Here is a 17,828-nt window from a genome sequence, read left to right on the forward strand (position 1 = left end):
GTCACTGGCCTCTGGTGTCGGTGCCGCGTTCGTTCTGGCGCAGTTTGTTCCACGTCGAGGTCAGCTCCGCCCGGATGCGCGCTACGCGGACCCCGAAGGCCTCGCGGATCTCCTGGGCGTCGACTTCGTCGGGGGCGCCGTGGTCGGGGTGCTCGGCGGTCATGGCGAGCGGGGTACCTCGTAGGTGGACTCCCCCAAACGTGGTGCCGGTCACTCCCTAGGATCGAACAGGTGAGCACCCACCTCTACCTGCTGCGTCACGGCCAGACCGAGTGGTCCGAGAGCGGCAGGCACACGGGACGCACTGACATCGAGCTGACGCCTGAGGGCGAGCAGCAGGCACGCCGGGCGGGCGCCACGCTCGCGCGGCTGCGAGGCACGGACCAGGCGCCGGCACTTGTGCTGACCAGTCCACGGCAGCGCGCCACCAGAACGGCCGCGCTGGCCGGGCTGGAGGTCAGCGCGACCACCGAGGACCTCGGCGAGTGGGACTACGGCGACTACGAGGGCATCACCACGCCGCAGATTCGCGAGCGCGTGCCGGGCTGGACGGTGTGGTCGCACCCGATGCCCAACGGGGAGACGCACGGGGAGGTGCAGGAGCGGGCGCGCAAGGTGCTCGACGAGGTGCGCAAGATCCTGCCCGGCGGCGACGTGGTGCTCGTGGGGCACGGGCACTTCAGCCGCGTGCTGATCGCGGCGTGGCTGGGGCTGGCGCCTGACCAGGGCGTCCACTTCGGACTGGACCCGGCCGGCATCTGCCAGCTGGGCGACGAGCGGGGCGACCCGCAGGTGCGCAGGCTCAACGTGCCTGCCTGGGAGGTGTGATGATCCGGCGGGTGGAACCGCGTGACGTCGACGCGGTCGTGCAGCTGGTGCACGAGCTGGCTCTGTACGAACGGGCGCCGGAGCAGTGCCATCTCACCGCGGAACAGTTGCACACCGCGCTGTTCAACGAGAGTCCCGCGCTGTTCGGGCACGTGGCCGAAGTAGACGGTCAGGTCGTCGGGATCGCGTTGTGGTTCCTCAACTTCTCGACGTGGGACGGCGTGCACGGCATCTACCTCGAGGACCTCTACGTCACGCCGGAACAGCGCGGCAACGGCCTGGGCAGGCAGCTTCTCGAAACACTTGCACAGGAGTGCGTCGCCAAGGGCTACTCGAGGTTCCAGTGGTGGGTCCTCAACTGGAACGAGCCGAGCATCGGCTTCTACAAGAAGCTCGGTGCCGTCCCTATGGACGAGTGGACAGTGATGCGAGTGGCCGATGAGGCGCTGCAGAAGCTGGGCTCTTCACTCTGAAGGTTGACGGAAGGTCTCGAAAGGCTCACGAAACGGGAATTCCACTCAGGACGGGTGCGCCGTCCTGGCAGCGTCCCCGCTCGCCGATCCCCCGGCAAAAAGCAAGCGTGGAAAGAAGGAAAGACCGTGGGCACTGACCCGACTACCGTTGACCCCGCCGCCGCCACCGGCATCGGCGTCGTCGGCACGATCATCTACCTGGCCTTCCTGGTCTTCGCGATCGTCGTGATGTGGAAGGTCTTCACCAAGGCCGGGCAGCCGGGCTGGGCGGCGATCATCCCGATCTACAACATCTACGTGTGGCTCAAGGTCGCGGGTCGCCCGGGCTGGTGGCTGATCCTGTTCCTGATCCCGATCGTGAACATCGTCATGGCGCTCATCGTCTCGATCGACGTCGCCAAGTCGTTCGCGAAGGACGCCGTCTTCGGCGTCGTCGGCCTGTGGCTGTTCAGCATCATCGGTTACGCGATCCTCGCGTTCGGTGGCGCGCAGTACCGCGGCCCGGCCGCGCTGGTGGGCCAGCAGGGCGCGTACCAGGGCTGAGCAAGCCTGAACTGAACCGCGTGAAGGCCGGGCAACGAAGTCACCCCTGTACTTCGAGCCCGGCCTTCAGCGTGAAGCGGTGACAGGCACCGTGACCAGCTCGACGTCACCGGCCGGCGCCACTGCCAGGACCACCGTCACGACGACGTCCCCGTGCTCGACCACGAACCCTCGGCGGCTGCCGATCTCCAGCGCCACACAGCCGACAGGCCCGCCGTCGATCCGCACTACAGCCGGACGCGCCACAGCAGCCTCCGCCGCGGCATGAGCGTCGTCCAGAATTCGGCACTGTTCTTCGGGCGAACCAGCCTCGACGCCGTTCGTGAGGAACGAAGAAACCGCACTGCGCAACAACCCGAGCGGATCACGATCAACAACCCGCGACTCCACCGGGCGATGAGTGCGCACGAGCGCCAGATGAGTCACGCCGGATCCAGCCTGGTCCACGTAGTCGGCGTCCACCGTCCAAGGCGACCCGTCGATGCCACCGGTGCCGAACATGCAGACCGAGCCCACCTCAGGTCGTGCCAGCACGAGAACGGGACGACCGAACTCGGTGAACACGTCCGGCAGGCCGGGAAGGCGGAAGCTCTCGCCAGGCGCCGCGTACTCCACCAACCCAAGCTACCGGCGTTCGCAAGCACGCGAGCCGGACGAACAACCCCTGTACTTCGAGCCCGGCCTTCACTATGGTCAGGAATGAAATCGTTTTCAGAACGTTTCAGACGCCGGGCTGCCGCCGCCCTCGACGCAGGACGAGGAAGGACCTCTCAACGATGAGGCGTCGACTTACCGGCGCGTTCGTCGCACTAGCGGTGGTCGTGGCACCGGTGGGCGTGGCGAAGGCGGCCAGCTTCAACGTCAAGGACTACGGCGCGAAGGGCGACGGCAAGGCGATCGACTCGGTCGCCATCGACAAGGCCATCACCGCGGCTTCCGCGGCGGGGAACGGCGTCGTCGAAATCCCGCCGGGCACGTACCTGTCCCGCTCGATCCACCTCAAGAGCAACGTCACCATCAACATCCAGCAGGGCGCGCGGATCGTGGCGTCCGGCAGCGGCATCGACGCACCGGAGTCCAACCCGAACTCCAAGTACCAGGACTTCGGGCACAGCCACTTCCGCAACGCGCTGCTGTGGGGCGAGAACGTCGAGAACATCAGCTTCACCGGCAAGGGCGTGATCGACGGCGCCAACAAGCTGGAGACCGGCGAGAACATCCCCGCAGGCAAGGGCGACAAGATGCTGTCGCTCAAGTTCTGCAAGAACGTCAACGTCACCGACGTGACGTTCAAGGAGGCCGGCCACTTCGCCATCATCGTCAACGGCTGCAACGGGATGAAGCTCGACCGCATCACCGTCGACAGCCCCGACGACCGCGACGGCATCAACTTCATCAACAGCTCCAACATCGAGCTGTCGAACTCCACGATCGTGGCGAGCGACGACGCGGTGGCCTTCAAGAGCGACTACGCCACGGGCAAGACGTTCCTGAGCGAGAACAACGTGGTTCGCGACTCCACCATCCAGTCGACGGAGAACAACGCCATCCAGTTCGGCTCGGAGACCTGTGGCAGCTTCAAGAACATCCAGTTCCGCAACCTCAAGGTCACCGGCGCCTCCAAGGCGGGCCTCGGCATGGTGTCGATGGACGGCGCGGTCATCGAGGACGTCGTCTACGACAACATCCAGCTGACCAAGACCGCCTCGCCGATCTTCATCCACATCGGCAAGCGCGGCCGCTGCCCGAACAGCCCGCCCACCGGCAAGATCCGCAACATCACCTACCGGAACATCACCGGCACGAACCTGACCGCGCCGCGCGACATCCCCGGCGACCCGGAGTACGCGTCGACCATCTCCGGCCGGCCGGACTCGAAGATCACCGGCCTGACGTTCGACAACGTCAAGCTCACGGTTCCGGGCAACCACAAGGAGTCGGACGCCTCGAAGAGCCCGCCGGAGGTCTCCGGGGAGTACCCGCCGCGCATCTTCGGCGTGCGGCCGGCGTTCGGGTTCTGGATCCGCAACGCGACCGACGTGAAGTTCCTCAACAGCACCATCGAGTTCGACAAGAGCGACGGCCGCCCGGCGTTCACCACCGACAGCGTGCAGAACATCTCGCTCAACGGCGTGAAGGTGGAACGCAGCACAGGTGCCAACGACCTGCAGTGGCGCAAGAGCAGCGGAACGTCGGTCACGGACAGCACGACGACGACCGGTCAGGCTCTGCGGGCCAAGACGAACTAGATGACGCCGACCGCACCGTAGGTCGACGCGTCGGCCAGGGCCGAAGCACCCGGGAGCTCGCCGTCCGCCCTCCAATGGGCGGCGAGCACCAGGCCGGGCTCCAGCAGCTTGAGCCCGCAGACGAACTCCTCGACGTCCTGCTTGGACCGCGGCACGAGCTTGGACTCCATCTCGTCCGCGAGGTCGACCAGCTGCTCCACCAGGCCGGGCTCGACGTCCTTCGTCAGGTGTGTCAACGCCAATACGCTGCCCTCGCACAACGCGGCGCTGTACCGCGCGACCACACCCGCGGGCTCGTCGATGACGTACGGGAGGATGCCGACCATCAGCACGGCGGTCGGCTGGGTGAAGTCGATGAGGCGGCGCGTCTCCGGGTGCCGCAGCACGGCGCCGACGTCGCAGATGTCGGACTGCACGATGGCGGCGTTGAGGTTGTCGCGCAGCATCGTGCGGGCGTGGGCGACGGCCACCAGGTCGTGGTCGACGTAGACGACGTTGCAGGACGGGTCGATGGACTGCGCGACCTCGTGCACGTTGCCCGCGGTCGGAATGCCGCTGCCGAGGTCGAGGAACTGGCGAATGCCCATTTCCTCCACGCACAGCCGCACCACGCGACGGGAGAAGGACCTGATCGTGCGAGCCACTTCGGCTACCGGGAAGCGTTTGATGCTTTCCTCGGCCAACGCGCGGTCAACCGCGAAGTTGTGCGCTCCGCCGAGGTAGTAGTCGAACAGGCGAGCCATATTTGGGCGTTCGGAATCGCCATTCGTGGTCACCCGCTTCGGGCCGTCCTGCACTGCGCACCTCACCCTGCTGCTCCCGAGCGGCGCGAACGCTGGCAGCACGGTAACTGGCTACTCCGTTCGTGTCCATCCACCATTCGTGAACACGCAGGGTGACACTCGCAGATGGCACGCGGGGACCTTTCGTACCCTCAGACGGTACGAAAGGTCCCCGCGTGCGGTCAGATCAGACGCCCGTGTACTGGCGGATCCAGCTGCGGTAGCTGGTGTTGTTGATGTTGGTGTAGTTCGAGACGCTCGAACGGTCCGAGGTGGACGCGACGCCGACCTGGCGGCCGTCCGCGAACATCGGGCCACCGGAGTCCCCGCCAGCGGCGATGCCGTCGATCCGACGCACGCTGATGGCCTGGCCACCGCGGTAGTCACGACCGTTGGTGGTCGTGACGCGGGTGTCCGCGACCTTCAGGTAGCGGGACTGGCAGTTGATCTCCGGCTGGTTGGTGCAGGTGGCGCCCCAGCCGTAGATCTTCACGGTCTCGCCGACCGAGACCGTCGAGCCGAGCGGGGCGAACGGCGCGGACATCGACGTGCTGACCCGCGCGAGCGCGAGGTCGGCCGACGGGTGCTTGATGATCTGGTTCGCGGTGACCAGCTGGCCACCGGAGGTCTGATCCAAGCTGCCCGCGCGGAACGTGTACGTGCCGTTGCCCGAGACGCAGTGCTCAGCGGTCAGGATCCACTGAGGTGCGATCTTCGTGGCGGAGCAGTTCTGCCGCCCGTTGAAGAACAGGCGTGCCGCGTAGGGGAAGTTCGACGCATAGCTGCCGCCGATGATCATCGGCGACATGTTCGGGTCCTCGGGCGCTGCCGAAGCCGTCACGGGAGCGACGGAGAGCGCCGCCAGGAAGGCGCCCGCGATCGCGGTCAGAACACGCATGGTTGGTCACCTCGTGAGTGCAGGGAGTGGTTAAGCAACCACGCACAGCTTCACCCGGTCGTGTGACCGTGACCACCCTCCGTTAGTCGGCTTTGTCACCTTCGTTCACATCAGCCGAGTCCGGGGTGTCGTAGCCCAACGCCCAGCGGCGGCCGTCGTTGGTGAACAGGAACACGAGCACGACGACGCAGTAGATGCCGCCCAGCGAACCCAGCAGCTGCTGTTCCGACGGCCCGTACGCGTACCAGGCACAACCGAGCAGCAGCAGCTGCGTGACGATCACGGGCGTGCGGGCGCCGTGCTCGCCGCGGAACAACAGGACCGACGCGATGATCGCCCCGCCGAACCAGATCACCAGCACGCCGGCGGCGCCGAGGATCGGACCGGCAGGGGTCGCTCCCCCGATCACGCGGACGGCGAGGGCGACGGCCAGCGCGATGCCGCCCAGACCCTGCAGAAAGGTGAGCACCGCGGCGATGCGCACCGAGCGCGGCGGCGCCGGGTTTTTACTGATCACGGGACCGTTCCTCACGTTCTGTACTGGTCACGGATCGTAGGCCACCCGGTTGGAGGGCTCACTCGGCACGCCTGACGCGGGAAGATCAAGGGGCCTTCAGCGAGCCGGCGGTCGTCCGGGGTGCACTCGGCTGCGAGGTGGAACGCCGTAGTGACGGAAGGGAGATTTGCGCCACTTTCGTGAGGCTGGAGCCACCCTGAGGGAGGACATGCGCGCGGCTGACGGTCACGCACTGTCTTACTCTCAAGTAGTGCGCGCTCTTCTCGTGGTGAACCCGCAGGCGACTACAACGACGCCGGCGGGCCGTGACGTGTTGGCGCACGCGCTCGCCAGCGACGTGAAGCTCGAGGTCATCGAGACCTCCTACCGCGGCCACGCGGCGGACGCTGCGAGCAAGGCGGCCGAGGACGGGTTCGACCTGGTCATCGCCCACGGCGGCGACGGCACGGTCAACGAGGTCGTGAACGGCATCCTGCGTGGCGGCCCCCGTCCCAACAAGCCGATGCTCGGCGTCGTGCCGGGCGGTTCGGCGAACGTCTTCGCGGGCGCGCTCGGCATCCCCCGAGACCCGGTCGAGGCCACGCACGTCCTGCTTCAGGCCATCGAGCACAGCACCAGGCGCCGGATCGGGCTCGGCCAGGTCTTCGCGGACGTCGTCGAGGGCGGCTCCGGCCGCTGGTTCACCTTCAACGCGGGCATGGGCCTGGACGCCGACGTCGTCGCGGGTGTGGAGAAGAAACGCGCCAAGGGCCGCAACGCGAGTCCCGCCCTCTACCTGTCGGTGGCACTGAAGGCCTATGCGCAGAACGTGCGCAAGCCGCAGCACTTCACGGTCGAGATTCCGGGAGAGGCGCCGTTCAACGACGTCGGCATGGTGTTCGTGTCGAACACCGACCCGTGGACGTACTTCGGTGACAGGGCGATCCAGCTCAACCCCAGCACGTCGTTCGACGGCGGCCTGGGCATGAGTGCGCTGAAGACCCTGCGGGTACCCACCGTCGGGCGCTACATCGCCCAGGTCCTCTCGACGGGGAATCCGAAGGGCGGGAATCTCGTTCGGCGTGATGACGTGGGTTATGTCAGAGTGAAGTGCGAGGAGCCCGCCAACCTCCAGGTCGACGGAGATTTCCTCGGCATGACGACTGCGGTGGAGTTCCGGGCAGTCCCCGACGCGTTGACTGTTGCCGTATAAGCAACTTGACAGTCCGTGATCGGTTCGTGACCGTCTCGGTACCCACCCGGGATGTACTGCAGTCGAGTGACAGCAGAGCGTTAAACCCCAGGTGAACGCTGTCGATCTTTTGGGTGAGTTCACTCACCGGGTCAGTGCTAACCCCTTGACATCCCAGCCGTTCGTGAAAGCATTCACAAGCACCCCAAAACGACCGCTGACAACCGGCGTGCCCTTGTGCGCGCCTAGCTGAGGAGTAGTTCCAATGGACTGGCGCCACCGCGCGATCTGCCGCGACGAGGACCCCGAGCTGTTCTTCCCCGTTGGGAACAGTGGTCCCGCGCTGCTTCAGATCGCCGAGGCGAAGACCGTCTGCCGTCGTTGTCCCGTCGTCTCCGACTGCCTCGCGTGGGCTCTCGAGAGCGGCCAGGACGCCGGCGTCTGGGGCGGGATGAGCGAAGACGAGCGCCGCGCTCTCAAGCGCCGCAACGCCCGCACGCGGGCCCGCAGCAACGCCTGACCAGGCAGTTAGCCGCGAACCAAGCAATAAAGAAGAAGCCCGACACCGTGCCAGGTGTCGGGCTTCTTTGTTTGCACACCCTCCCGCATGACCACGTGAGAGCCGCTGAGGCTGGCCGTCACGTGTGCACGGCGTTAGTTTAGCGCCGCCCTCTGAGCGGCACGCGCAGGACCGCCTCTGTACCGCCTCGGGGCCGTCGCCGCAAGCTCAACGAGCCTCTCAATTCGGAATCAACAAGGGTCCGAACGATCTGCAGACCGAGACGATCCGTGCGCTCCAGGGAGAAACCGGGCGGAAGCCCCTTTCCGTCGTCGGTGATCGTCACGTCGAGCCATTTGGCGGATCGCTCCGAATGCACGACGACCTCTCCGCGCTGGCCAGGGGCATAAGCGTGCTCGAAGGCGTTCTGCACGAGCTCGGTCAGCACCATCACCAGCGGGGTGGCGATCTCGGCGGGCACGATCCCGAAACCACCCTCGCGACGCACGCTGACCTGGGTCTCGGTGACCGCCACGTCGCCCATCATCGGGATCACCTTGTCGACCACGTCGTCGAGGTCGACCCGCTCGTCGACGGACATCGACAGCGTCTCGTGAACCAGTGCGATGGACGTCACACGGCGGACCGACTCGGCGAGTGCCTCCTTCGCCTCCGGGTTGCTCAACCTGCGGCTTTGCAACCTCAGCAGCGCCGCGACGGTCTGCAGGTTGTTCTTCACCCGGTGGTGGATCTCGCGGATCGTGGCGTCCTTGGACATCAACGCACGGTCACGCCGGCGCACTTCGGTGACGTCGCGGCACAACACGATCGCGCCAGCCGCCTGGCCACGTGGCCGAAGGGGCAACGCGCGGAACAGCACCGCGGCGCCGCGCCGTGATTCCGCCTCCATGCGCATCGACGGCTGCCCGTCCAGGGCCTGCCGGATGCGCTGCGCGACCTCGGTGGCGTCGAACGGGTCTCCGATGAGGCTGCGCGTGAGCGGTGCGAGGTGCACGCCGACGAGATCGGACGCGTGCCCCATGCGGTGGTAGGCGGACAGGGCGTTCGGCGACGCGAACACCACCGCACCGGACGGATCGAGCCTGATCAGGCCGTCGCCGACGCGCGGGCTGGTGTGCACGTCCGGGGACGGTTCGGGCGCGGGGAACGTGCCGTCCGCGATCATCTGGCACAGGTCGGCCGCACTGCCGAGGTACGAGATCTCCAACGGCGAGGGCACCCGCGGCACGGCCAGGTTCGTGCTGCGGCTCAGCACCGCGATGACCTGGGTGCCCAGCTTGACCGGGATGGTCTCCCGCCGCACCGGCACGCCCAGGTGCCAGCGCGGGTCCTCCTCGCGGCAGATCCGCGACTCGTCGATGGCCCGGCGCAGCTGCGGATGTTCCTCGGTGTCCACCTCGCTGCCGACCACGTCCTCCGGGTGAGCCGTCGGTGCCGTGGTGGGCCGGGCCTGTGCGACGCAGAGGAACTTGTTGTCGTCCAGCGGCACCCACATGTTGAAGTCCGCGAACGAGAGGTCGGAGAGGAGTTGCCACTCCGCGACGACCAGTTGGAGGTGGTCGGCGGCGGCGCCGGAGAGCTTGGTGTGCTCGGCCAGCAGGTCCGTGAGCGTGCTCAGAACTCCTCCATGTCAAACTGGTGGGTGAAGCAAGTTCTGATCCTAGGAGACACAGATGTCGAAGCGTGCTCGCAAGCGCCGCGACCGCAAAAAGGGCGGCGCCAACCGAGGCAACCGCCCCAACGCCTAAGTGCTGCGAAAAGGCCTGGACACCATCACGGTGACCAGGCCTTTTTGTCGTTCAGGGGTGAGGATCTCAGTCCTCGGTGCGAATCTCCACGATCGTGGCCCGGATGCGCGCCTTCAGGTCGGCGGGTGCGTAGTCTCCGCCACACTTGCGGGCGAGCAGCGCCTTGAGGTGCTCCTCCAGCCCGAACTGCTCCAGGCACGGATGGCACTCGTCGAGGTGCGTCTGCAGCGCCGCACGGCGACCCTGGTCACATTCCTGGTCCAGGAACAGCCAGACCTCGGACAGCACCTCTGAGCAGTCGGTGTCGTGGGGTTCGCCGCAGTTCATGACGCGTCTCCGTTGCTGCCGTTGCCGCTACGGAGGAAACCGCGGTCGCGGGCGACGTCCGCCAGCATGTCGCGGAGCTGGCGACGGCCCCGGTGCAACCGGGACATCACCGTGCCGATCGGGGTGCCCATGATGTCAGCGATCTCCTTGTACGCGAAGCCTTCGACATCGGCGAGGTAGACCGCGATCCGGAACTCCTCCGGCAACCGCTGCAATGCTTCCTTGACGTCGCTGTCGGGCAGGTTGTCGAGTGCCTCGACCTCGGCGCTGCGCAGCCCGGACGAGGTGTGGCTCTCCGCCTGCGCCAGCTGCCAGTCCGTGATCTCGTCGGTCGGCTGCTGAATCGGCTGGCGCTGCTTCTTGCGGTAGCCGTTGATGTAGGTGTTCGTCAGGATCCGGTACAGCCACGCCTTGAGGTTCGTGCCCTCCGAGAAGGACGCGAACGCCGAGTAGGCCTTGAGGAACGTTTCCTGCACCAGGTCCTCGGCGTCCGCCGGATTGCGCGTCATGCGCAGGGCAGCCGAGTACAGCTGGTCGAGCATGGGCATAGCGTCGCGCTCGAAACGCGCGGCTCGCTCCGCCGTCGTCTCCGTCGTGCCGGTGGCGGGCACCGCGCTCCCTTCCCACTGGTTCTGGGTCGGGACCGACAATACGCGGGGCCGCTCGAGCATGTTCGTCACCACGTCCTGAGTAACAACGGACGTGCTGGTAGTAATTCCGCATGGCCGGACGTGGGACGCCCGCCACAGCGCTGCTGGACAAGCAGCGGGTGGCGCACACCTTGCACTCGTACGAGCACGACCCCCGCCACGAGTCCTACGGCCTGGAGGCGGCCGAGGCGCTCGGGCTGGTGCCGGGCCGTGTCTTCAAGACGCTCGTGGCCGAGGTGGACGGCAAACTCGCGGTCGGCGTCGTGCCGGTGACCGTCCAGCTCGATCTCAAGGCTCTGGCGGCCGCGCTGAAGGGCAAGAAGGCCAAGATGGCCGTCGTCGCCGACGCCGAGCGCGCGACGGGTTATGTCGCCGGGGGTATTTCCCCGTTGGGGCAGAAGAAGCGGCTGCCAGTCGTCATCGACTCGTCGGCTTCGGAGTTCGAGACGGTGTTCTGCAGTGCCGGCAGGCGTGGGCTCGAAGTCGAGATCACGCCTGCCGACCTGGTGCGACTCACCAACGCGGTGGTCGCGCCGATCAGCGCTTAGCCGACCGGTTCCATCACGTCTCCCACCCGGACGATCGTGCCGATGCTGGACGGCCACGCGACAAGCACCAGATCGCCCAGGCTGCCCTGGCCGGGCAGGTTGAACAGCATGTAGGCCGGCGTCACGGTCGGACCTTGGATCTGCGAACCCACGTAGACGGCGGCCTCGTGGATCCCGCCGACCGGTACCTCGACGTAGTGCCCGGTCTGGCCGCCTGCCAGCGGGATGTTCATGTCCCGGCCCCCGGCGTCGAGGAAGCGCACGTTGCTGAGGCTGCCGCCGATCTTGCAGGAGGCACCCTCGGCGGGAGCGAACCTCATCCAGTGCGCCGTTGCGTTCGCCGACGGTTTGTTCATGCGGTGGGCGCTGATCACCAGGTCACCGCCGGTGCACCACTGCGTCTCGGACTGGGCGTTGGCCGCGCCGCTTCCCGCGACGGCCACAAGAGCTGCACCGGTCAGCGCGACTGCGGTCCTGCCGAACGTGTTCACGTGTGTCTCCCCGAATGCGTCTCGATCGGTACATCCCCTGTATCCGGGTGACGCCCGTGATCCGAACTCGGTTGCACCGAAACGGTGAAACGTTTCGACTACTCGCCGACTGCGCCGTCGATCGCCTCGCGGATCAGGTCGGCGTGGCCGTTGTGCCGCGCGTACTCCTCGATCATGTGGGTCAGGATCCAGCGCAGGTTCGGGACGCGGCCGTCCCGCCACGGCGCGCGCTTCGCCGGTTGACTCAGGTCGCCGCGCCTGAGCGCCTCGCCGAGGTCTTTCCGCGCGCCGTCGACAGCACGCCGCCACAGCGCAAGCAGCTGCTCCGGGGTGTCGCGGGCGGCCGAGTTCCAGTCCCAGTCGTTGTCGGCCTTCCAGTCGACGCTCGCCCACGGTTCCAGCGGCTCACGGTCGTGCAGGACGACGCGGAACCACTGCTCCTCCACGTAGGAGAGGTGCTTGAGCATGCCGCCGAGGGTCATCGTGGACTTCGCGGTAGTCGCGTTGAACTGCTCCTCGGTCAGGCCGTCGATCTTCCACGCGAGGGTGGCTCGGTGGAACTCCAGGAAGCCCTTCAGGGTGGCGAGCTCGTCGCCGCCCATCGGTGGCTCTGGCCTGCCCTGCTCATCGAAGACCGTCATGCGCCAGAACGTTAGTCGAGCGGACGCAGAACCCGGTCCAGCCATTCTCCGACGAACCTGCCCACGTCGTCCACGGACGCCTTCAGCGAGTGGTCGCCCTTGAGCAGCACGACCTCGCGGTGCGGGGCCAGTTCGGGCTGGCCGAACGGGTCGTTCTCGCCCTGCACGACCAGGGTCGCGACCTCGACGCCGTCCAGCTCGGCCATGCGCGACTTCTCCGGCCTGCCCGGCGGGTGCACGGGGAACGCCAGGCACAGCACCGCGACGGCCTGGCCCTCGACCGAGGTGCGGCAGGCCACGCGGGCACCGGACGACCGGCCCCCGAACACCAGGGGCAGGCCGTCGAACCAGCGCTCGCCCAGGTCGCCGACCACCGACAGCCAGGCGGTGTCGAGCTGGTTGGCGGGCGCGGGGGCACGGCGGCCGGCGACGCGGTAGGGCTGTTCGATCAGGGCCACGTGCACGCCCACCTTGTTGGCGGCGTGGCACGCGGCGACCAGATCCGGGGCCTCCACGCCGCCACCGGCGCCGTGGCCCAGAAGCAGAGCTGCACGCGGTTCGTGGGCACAGTGCAGCGAGGCCCGCGCGGGGCCGTGCGGCGTGTCCACCAACAGCGTTGTCACGACAGCTCGAACAAGGTGGGTGAGGGCTTCTCGTCTTCGGCGAGCGAGACGCGGTCCATCAGGGAGGCCTTGTTGTTCTTCACGCTGTTCACGTCCGTCGACACCGGGCGCAGTTCGAGCGCGTCGACGATCGAGGGGTCCGGCGCCAGGAGTTCGGACGGGTCCAGCGACGTCGGGTCGAGCCACGCCGACCAGCGGTCCTGAGGCAGCAGCAACGGCATGCGGTGGTGCACCTCGGTCATCGCGCCGATGGCGTCCGTGGTGAGCACCGCGCACGTGACGGTGGGGACGTCGTCCTTCCACCACACGGACCAGATGCCGGCCATCGCCAGCGAAGCGCCATCGCCGAGGGTGATGAAGTACGGCTGTTTGCGCCCTTCGCCGGGCTGCCATTCGTACCAGCCCTCGGCGGGCAGGATGCAGCGCCGTTTGATCGCGGACTGCTTGTAGGCGGGCTTGGTCAGCACGCTCTCGGCGCGGGCGTTGATCATCTTGGCCGCTCCGGAGAGGTCCTTGGCCCAGTGCGGGACCAGGCCCCAGCGCATGACCCGGATGCTGCGCTCCAGGTCCTCGTCCTCAGGTTTGCGCTCGACCACCGCCATGACGTGCTTGGTGGGAGCGATGTTGTAGTCCGCACCCGGCGCCTCGTCGCCGGTCCCGTCCACCGCGTCGAACTCGGCCGCCAGCAGCGCCGGGTCCTTGGTGGAGGCGTACCTACCACACAAAACCGATCACCTCCGAAGTCGTCATCGTCGCACGTCGGGAACACCTGTGCGAGCCACCCTGGTGTGGTGACCGCCAGCCTTTGCCCCGGCTTGCGTCGTCCAGACGGTTGCCTGCTGGGCGCCGCAAGCCGCGGTGAAGGCTGGTGGTCACCACACCACCGGCCATGCGGGATCATTCAGGCATGACTCAGCACTGGTCAGCCCCCAGCGCACCCGGTCCAGTCCAGTCGACCGTGCCGGTGCCCGGCTCGAAGTCGATCACGAACCGCGTTCTGGTCCTCGCGGCACTGGCCGACGGACCCTCCACGGTGCACGCGCCGTTGCGCAGCCGCGACACGGTGCTGATGGCCGCCGCGCTGTCCTCCCTCGGCGTCGGTTTCACCGATCGCGAGGACGGCGGCTGGGACGTCCTGCCCGGTCTGCTGCGCGGGCCGGCCGACGTCGATTGCGGTCTCGCGGGCACGGTCATGCGGTTCCTGCCGCCCGCCGCCGCGCTGGCCGAAGGCGAGATCCGGTTCGACGGCGACCCGCACGCCCGCACGCGACCGATGAGCACCGTGCTGGGTGCGTTGCGTTCGCTGGGCGCGGACATCGAGGGCGACTCGCTGCCGTTCACGTTGCGCGGCACGGGATCGCTGCCCGGTGGAGAGGTGACGATCGACGCGTCGGGCTCGTCGCAGTTCGTGTCGGGGCTGCTGCTGTCCGCCGCGCGGTACGACAAGGGCGTGACGGTGCGGCATGACGGCAAGCCCGTGCCTTCGTTGCCGCACATCGACATGACGGTCCAGACGCTGCGGTCGGTCGGTGTCCGGGTGGAGACCGACGCGAACGTGTGGCACGTCGAGCCGGGCCAGATCACCGGCCGCACCTGGCACGTGGAGCCGGACCTGTCGAACGCCACGGTGTTCCTGGCGGCGGCCGCGGTGACCGGTGGCGAGGTGACGATTCCGCACTGGCCCGCCACGACCACCCAGCCCGGTGACGCGGTGCGCGGCATCCTGGAGCGCATGGGATGCACGGTCGAGGTGTCGGAGCGCGGTCTGACCGTGCGCGGCCCGGCGAAGCTGTCCGGTCTGGACATCGACCTGCGCGACGAGAGCGAGCTGACGCCGACGGTGGCCGCGTTGGCCTCACTGGCCGAGGGACGCACCGTCATCCGCGGCGTCGCGCACATCCGCGGCCACGAAACCGACCGCATCGCCGCTCTGGTCAACGAGATCAACGGGTTGGGCGGCAACGCCTCCGAGACCGAGGACGGCCTGATCATCGAGCCGCGGCCGCTCACCGGCGGTGTCTGGAAGGCCTACGCCGACCACCGGATGGCGACCGCGGGCGCGATCATCGGGCTGGTGGTGCCGGGCGTGTCGGTGGACGACATCGGGTCGACGACGAAGACGATCCCCGACTTCCCCGGGATGTGGAACACCATGCTCGGCGGGGGCGCGTAGACAGTGAGCAAGCAGGACTGGCGCAAGCTCGACGAATCCGACGTGCGCGTGCGCCCCGGCAAGGGGACGCGGCCGCGCAGCAAGAGGCGGCCGGAACACGCCGACGCCGAGACCGCGATGGTGATCGGCGTGGACCGGGGCCGCTGGACGTGCGCGATGGAGTCCGGTGCCGTCGTCACGGCGATGCGCGCGCGCGAACTGGGCCGCACGCCCGTGGTGGTGGGCGACCAGGTCGGGATCGTGGGTGACACGTCGGGCCAGCCGGACACGCTGGCCCGCATCGTGCGCGTCGAGGAACGGACCTCGGTGCTGCGCCGGACCGCGGACGACACCGACCCGTTCGAACGCGTCGTCGTCGCGAACGCCTCCCAGCTCATCATGGTGGTGGCACTGCTGGATCCACCACCACGCACGGGTTTCATCGACCGCTGCCTGGTCGCCGCGTACGCCGGCGGCCTGGAACCGGTGCTGTGCCTCACGAAGTCGGACCTCGCGTCCGCGGACTCGCTGCTGGCGCTCTACACCGAACTCGACGTGCCGGTGATCGTGACGCGTTTCGACGAGGAACCCGCCGCCCTGCGCGCCCGGCTGACGGACACGGTGTCGTGCCTCATCGGCCACTCCGGCGTCGGCAAGTCCACTCTCGTCAACAAACTGGTGCCGGACGCGAACCGCGCGGTGGGCGTGGTGTCCGGCGTCGGCAAGGGCCGCCACACCTCGACCCAGGCCGTGGCGCTGCGCCTGCCGGAGGGCGGCTGGGTCGTGGACACGCCGGGCATCCGCTCGTTCGGCCTCGCGCACATCACGCCGGACGACATCGTGAAGGCGTTCCCGGACTTCGCCGAGGCCGCCGAGGAGTGCCCGCCCGGCTGCGGCCACCTCGGCGCGCCCGAGGACCCCGGCTGCATTCTGGGCGAACTGGTGCCGGACGCGCCGGGCCGGCTCACGTCGTTGCGGCGGCTGCTGGCGTCCAAGGCCGGTTTGGACGAACACCCGGAATGAGTTCGCGCCGATCAGTCACACTCTCCGCGTGAACAGACTTCTGGGGATCGTCGTGCTGCGCCTGCGAAGCGCCGCGGACCGACGGCAGCCAGTGGTTCCTGAAGTCGGCCAGCACGGAGAAGGCCTCGTGAAACACCTCTGGATCGCTCTCACGCTCATGACGGTGGCGGCGTGCACCCCGACGCCGTCTGCCGCGCCCGCACCGACCTCGGCCGCGCCGAAGTTGCGCGACCTCGCGGCGGTCGACGCCTGCACGCTGCTCGTCGCGTCGGACTTCGCGAAGCCGCTCACCAAGGCACCGGAACCGCTCTCAAGCCCGTTGTCCTGCCGGTGGGCGATCGAGGCCCAGACCGTCTGGATGAGCATCGAGAACGAGTCGCTGGAGGAGGCGAAAGCGCGCGTGGGACGAGAGGGGTCCGAGCTGAAGGTCGAGGGCCACCAGGCGTGGTGGGGTGTTCAGTTCGAAAGCTCTGACGACCCGCCGACCAGCACGGGCGTCGTCGTGACCGAGCTGGCGCCCGATCGCGTGCTGGTGATGCACGCGTCGCGGACCCCGCCCAACTACGACATCGGGATGGTCGCCCGCACACGATCCGTCGCCGTGGTGCAAAGGTTGTTCTCGTGATCCGACTTGTCCCTGTGCTGCTCCTCGCCCTGACGGCCTGCGCGACCACACCACCTGCCCCCGAGCCGCCGAAGTTCGAGAACACCGACGCGTGCACGCTGCTGCGCGGGGATGAGGTGTTCGAGGCGGAGGACCGGTCCACGCAAACCACCATCGGGAAGACCAAGCGCGACTGCGCGTGGACCTCCAGCGCCACGCAGGTCGACGTGAACCTGCTCCTCAAGCCGTTCGCCGAGGAGTCGGACCGGCTCATGACGAACGGCGGCTACGGCGCCGTGATCGGCGACCGCCCGATGACGCGCAGGTGCGCGGACGCGTCGGGGCTGGTGACCTGCGAGGGCGTCGTCGAGGTGCGGGAAGGGCAGCTGATCACGATCAAGGTCGTCCGGCGGCACCACGATCTCAACTTCATCGGCCAGCTCACCCAGGAGCTGGCGCTGAAGGCCCTGGAAAGGTTGCCGAAGTGAAGCGCCACCTGCTGCTCCTGCTGCTCGTGGCCGGCTGCACGGCCACGCCCGTGGCCACGCCTCCCGACACGGTGAGCAGGACGCCGACGACAACGACGACGGTCGCCACGACGTCGCCGCGCATCGACACGCCGCGCAAGCTCCCCGCCGACCCGTGCCTGCTGCTCACCGCCGCGGACTTCGACACGCCGCTGAGCGACACGCCGCAGCCGTATCCGAACATGCCTCGGTCCTGCGTGTTCCGGGAGGGGTCCGGTGCCGAGACGGACCTGATCGTCCTGGTGGTGTTCGCGGACGCCTACGTGCGGCCGGCCGACACCATGGAGATGCTCGTCGGCGACGGCCATTCCGCGGCGTCCTCGTGCGTCACCGGATCCGGCGTCGTGGAGTGCACGACGCTCGTGGCGGTCAACGCGACCGAGTCGTTCAAGGTCATCGCCCACCTGCGGAACGGCAACCCCGACCAGGTCGCCTCGCTCTCCCAGGGCTACGCGAAATCGGCGTTCAAGCGAGTGCTTGTCACGTCCTGACGGGCTGTCTCGTCCACTCGTC

At 67.9% G+C, this 17,828-nt stretch carries 25 protein-coding genes; 13 read left to right on the forward strand and 12 right to left on the reverse strand.

Going from position 1 to position 17,828, the window contains the following annotated elements; genetic code table 11:
* Window position 1: 1 nt before the first annotated feature.
* Window positions 2–163 (reverse strand): hypothetical protein, encoded by a 162-nt coding sequence (locus SK803_RS25090; RefSeq protein WP_319968540.1) that lies wholly within the window; start codon window positions 161–163, stop codon window positions 2–4.
* Window positions 164–231: 68 nt separating this feature from the next.
* Here SK803_RS25090 and SK803_RS25095 point away from each other — a divergent pair, with 68 nt between their 5' ends.
* From SK803_RS25095 to SK803_RS25105, 3 genes are all read left to right on the forward strand, one after another.
* The gene (locus SK803_RS25095; protein ID WP_319968541.1) at window positions 232–828 is read left to right on the forward strand and encodes a histidine phosphatase family protein; all 597 of its coding nucleotides are present in this window, start codon (window positions 232–234) and stop codon (window positions 826–828) included.
* Window positions 828–1,301, forward strand: coding sequence for a GNAT family N-acetyltransferase (locus SK803_RS25100; protein WP_319968542.1), 474 nt, complete (start codon window positions 828–830; stop codon window positions 1,299–1,301). The genes SK803_RS25095 and SK803_RS25100 overlap by 1 nt, the downstream gene beginning before the upstream one ends.
* Before the next feature lie 126 nt (window positions 1,302–1,427).
* Window positions 1,428–1,844, forward strand: a complete 417-nt coding sequence (locus tag SK803_RS25105; RefSeq protein ID WP_319968543.1) for a DUF5684 domain-containing protein — start codon at window positions 1,428–1,430, stop codon at window positions 1,842–1,844.
* Between the two features lie 66 nt (window positions 1,845–1,910).
* Here SK803_RS25105 and SK803_RS25110 read toward each other — a convergent pair whose 3' ends face one another.
* The gene (locus tag SK803_RS25110) at window positions 1,911–2,459 is read right to left on the reverse strand and encodes a hypothetical protein (RefSeq protein WP_319968544.1); all 549 of its coding nucleotides are present in this window, start codon (window positions 2,457–2,459) and stop codon (window positions 1,911–1,913) included.
* Between the two features lie 161 nt (window positions 2,460–2,620).
* Between SK803_RS25110 and SK803_RS25115 the strand changes: the two genes are divergently transcribed.
* Window positions 2,621–4,093 carry a glycoside hydrolase family 28 protein gene (locus tag SK803_RS25115; RefSeq protein WP_319968545.1) on the forward strand — a complete coding sequence of 491 codons (1,473 nt, stop codon included), beginning with the start codon at window positions 2,621–2,623 and terminating at the stop codon, window positions 4,091–4,093.
* Here SK803_RS25115 and SK803_RS25120 read toward each other — a convergent pair.
* The 3 genes from SK803_RS25120 to SK803_RS25130 form a co-directional block, all read right to left on the reverse strand.
* Window positions 4,090–4,938, reverse strand: a complete 849-nt coding sequence (locus tag SK803_RS25120) for an SAM-dependent methyltransferase (RefSeq protein WP_319968546.1) — start codon at window positions 4,936–4,938, stop codon at window positions 4,090–4,092. The two genes, SK803_RS25115 and SK803_RS25120, sit on opposite strands and share 4 nt — an antisense overlap.
* Window positions 4,939–5,062: 124 nt before the next feature.
* Window positions 5,063–5,773, reverse strand: coding sequence for a S1 family peptidase (locus tag SK803_RS25125; RefSeq protein ID WP_319968547.1), 711 nt, complete (start codon window positions 5,771–5,773; stop codon window positions 5,063–5,065).
* Window positions 5,774–5,855: 82 nt separating this feature from the next.
* The gene (locus SK803_RS25130; RefSeq protein WP_319968548.1) at window positions 5,856–6,290 is read right to left on the reverse strand and encodes a hypothetical protein; all 435 of its coding nucleotides are present in this window, start codon (window positions 6,288–6,290) and stop codon (window positions 5,856–5,858) included.
* A 250-nt stretch (window positions 6,291–6,540) separates the two neighbouring features.
* Between SK803_RS25130 and SK803_RS25135 the strand changes: the two genes are divergently transcribed.
* Complete coding sequence (locus tag SK803_RS25135) at window positions 6,541–7,482, forward strand: diacylglycerol/lipid kinase family protein (protein ID WP_319968549.1); 942 nt, start codon at window positions 6,541–6,543, stop codon at window positions 7,480–7,482.
* A gap of 244 nt (window positions 7,483–7,726) precedes the next feature.
* Complete coding sequence (locus tag SK803_RS25140) at window positions 7,727–7,981, forward strand: WhiB family transcriptional regulator (RefSeq protein ID WP_015104912.1); 255 nt, start codon at window positions 7,727–7,729, stop codon at window positions 7,979–7,981.
* 139 nt (window positions 7,982–8,120) lie between these two features.
* On the opposite strand, the gene SK803_RS25145 is transcribed toward SK803_RS25140, so the two are convergent.
* Complete coding sequence (locus SK803_RS25145; protein ID WP_319968662.1) at window positions 8,121–9,599, reverse strand: sensor histidine kinase; 1,479 nt, start codon at window positions 9,597–9,599, stop codon at window positions 8,121–8,123.
* Between the two features lie 55 nt (window positions 9,600–9,654).
* Between SK803_RS25145 and SK803_RS46570 the strand changes: the two genes are divergently transcribed.
* Window positions 9,655–9,729: a 50S ribosomal protein bL37 gene (locus tag SK803_RS46570; protein ID WP_406601578.1), complete on the forward strand. Its 75-nt coding sequence runs from the start codon at window positions 9,655–9,657 to the stop codon at window positions 9,727–9,729.
* A 66-nt stretch (window positions 9,730–9,795) separates the two neighbouring features.
* Here SK803_RS46570 and rsrA read toward each other — a convergent pair whose 3' ends face one another.
* On the reverse strand, window positions 9,796–10,056 hold the full coding sequence (gene rsrA / locus SK803_RS25150; protein WP_189154252.1) for a mycothiol system anti-sigma-R factor: 261 nt from the start codon (window positions 10,054–10,056) through the stop codon (window positions 9,796–9,798).
* On the reverse strand, window positions 10,053–10,727 hold the full coding sequence (locus SK803_RS25155) for a sigma-70 family RNA polymerase sigma factor (RefSeq protein ID WP_319968550.1): 675 nt from the start codon (window positions 10,725–10,727) through the stop codon (window positions 10,053–10,055). Before SK803_RS25155 ends, rsrA begins: the two co-directional genes overlap by 4 nt.
* Before the next feature lie 50 nt (window positions 10,728–10,777).
* On the opposite strand from SK803_RS25155, the gene ybaK reads away from it, so the two are divergent.
* Entirely contained in the window at window positions 10,778–11,254 is a 477-nt protein-coding gene (gene ybaK / locus SK803_RS25160; RefSeq protein WP_319968551.1) for a Cys-tRNA(Pro) deacylase, read from the forward strand.
* Here the strand turns inward: ybaK and SK803_RS25165 are convergent.
* From SK803_RS25165 to SK803_RS25180, 4 genes are all read right to left on the reverse strand, one after another.
* On the reverse strand, window positions 11,251–11,745 hold the full coding sequence (locus tag SK803_RS25165) for a hypothetical protein (protein WP_319968552.1): 495 nt from the start codon (window positions 11,743–11,745) through the stop codon (window positions 11,251–11,253). The two genes, ybaK and SK803_RS25165, sit on opposite strands and share 4 nt — an antisense overlap.
* A 98-nt stretch (window positions 11,746–11,843) precedes the next feature.
* Entirely contained in the window at window positions 11,844–12,386 is a 543-nt protein-coding gene (locus SK803_RS25170) for a DinB family protein (protein WP_319968553.1), read from the reverse strand.
* An 11-nt stretch (window positions 12,387–12,397) separates the two neighbouring features.
* Window positions 12,398–13,009, reverse strand: coding sequence for an alpha/beta hydrolase family protein (locus SK803_RS25175; protein ID WP_319968554.1), 612 nt, complete (start codon window positions 13,007–13,009; stop codon window positions 12,398–12,400).
* Entirely contained in the window at window positions 13,006–13,734 is a 729-nt protein-coding gene (locus SK803_RS25180; protein ID WP_319968555.1) for an SOS response-associated peptidase, read from the reverse strand. The genes SK803_RS25175 and SK803_RS25180 overlap by 4 nt, the downstream gene beginning before the upstream one ends.
* 182 nt (window positions 13,735–13,916) lie before the next feature.
* On the opposite strand from SK803_RS25180, the gene aroA reads away from it, so the two are divergent.
* Genes aroA through SK803_RS25205 form a run of 5 tightly spaced genes read left to right on the forward strand, consistent with a single transcriptional unit; the run spans window position 13,917 to window position 17,806 of the window.
* Window positions 13,917–15,182: a 3-phosphoshikimate 1-carboxyvinyltransferase gene (aroA, locus tag SK803_RS25185; RefSeq protein ID WP_319968556.1), complete on the forward strand. Its 1,266-nt coding sequence runs from the start codon at window positions 13,917–13,919 to the stop codon at window positions 15,180–15,182.
* 3 nt (window positions 15,183–15,185) lie between these two features.
* Window positions 15,186–16,184, forward strand: coding sequence for a ribosome small subunit-dependent GTPase A (gene rsgA / locus SK803_RS25190; protein ID WP_319968557.1), 999 nt, complete (start codon window positions 15,186–15,188; stop codon window positions 16,182–16,184).
* Window positions 16,185–16,212: 28 nt separating this feature from the next.
* The gene (locus SK803_RS25195) at window positions 16,213–16,809 is read left to right on the forward strand and encodes a hypothetical protein (RefSeq protein WP_319968558.1); all 597 of its coding nucleotides are present in this window, start codon (window positions 16,213–16,215) and stop codon (window positions 16,807–16,809) included.
* Window positions 16,806–17,276, forward strand: a complete 471-nt coding sequence (locus tag SK803_RS25200; protein WP_319968559.1) for a hypothetical protein — start codon at window positions 16,806–16,808, stop codon at window positions 17,274–17,276. The genes SK803_RS25195 and SK803_RS25200 overlap by 4 nt, the downstream gene beginning before the upstream one ends.
* A complete protein-coding gene (locus SK803_RS25205; RefSeq protein ID WP_319968560.1) occupies window positions 17,273–17,806 on the forward strand; it encodes a hypothetical protein in 534 nt (177 codons plus the stop codon). Before SK803_RS25200 ends, SK803_RS25205 begins: the two co-directional genes overlap by 4 nt.
* The last annotated feature ends 22 nt before the right edge of the window (window positions 17,807–17,828 follow it).

The sequence above is a fragment of the Lentzea miocenica genome (assembly GCF_033949945.1).
Lineage (GTDB): Bacteria > Actinomycetota > Actinomycetes > Mycobacteriales > Pseudonocardiaceae > Lentzea > Lentzea miocenica.

Excerpts from the sequence above, each read along its gene's own strand:
- SK803_RS25090 (WP_319968540.1), bottom strand. The coding sequence starts at position 163 with ATGACCGCCGAGCACCCCGACCACGGCGCCCCCGACGAAGTCGACGCC.
- SK803_RS25140 (WP_015104912.1), top strand. The coding sequence starts at position 7,727 with ATGGACTGGCGCCACCGCGCGATCTGCCGCGACGAGGACCCCGAGCTG.
- aroA (WP_319968556.1), top strand. The coding sequence starts at position 13,917 with ATGACTCAGCACTGGTCAGCCCCCAGCGCACCCGGTCCAGTCCAGTCG.
- SK803_RS25155 (WP_319968550.1), bottom strand. The coding sequence starts at position 10,727 with ATGCTCGAGCGGCCCCGCGTATTGTCGGTCCCGACCCAGAACCAGTGG.
- ybaK (WP_319968551.1), top strand. The coding sequence starts at position 10,778 with ATGGCCGGACGTGGGACGCCCGCCACAGCGCTGCTGGACAAGCAGCGG.
- SK803_RS25100 (WP_319968542.1), top strand. The coding sequence starts at position 828 with ATGATCCGGCGGGTGGAACCGCGTGACGTCGACGCGGTCGTGCAGCTG.
- rsrA (WP_189154252.1), bottom strand. The coding sequence starts at position 10,056 with ATGAACTGCGGCGAACCCCACGACACCGACTGCTCAGAGGTGCTGTCC.
- SK803_RS25170 (WP_319968553.1), bottom strand. The coding sequence starts at position 12,386 with ATGACGGTCTTCGATGAGCAGGGCAGGCCAGAGCCACCGATGGGCGGC.
- SK803_RS25115 (WP_319968545.1), top strand. The coding sequence starts at position 2,621 with ATGAGGCGTCGACTTACCGGCGCGTTCGTCGCACTAGCGGTGGTCGTG.
- SK803_RS25125 (WP_319968547.1), bottom strand. The coding sequence starts at position 5,773 with ATGCGTGTTCTGACCGCGATCGCGGGCGCCTTCCTGGCGGCGCTCTCC.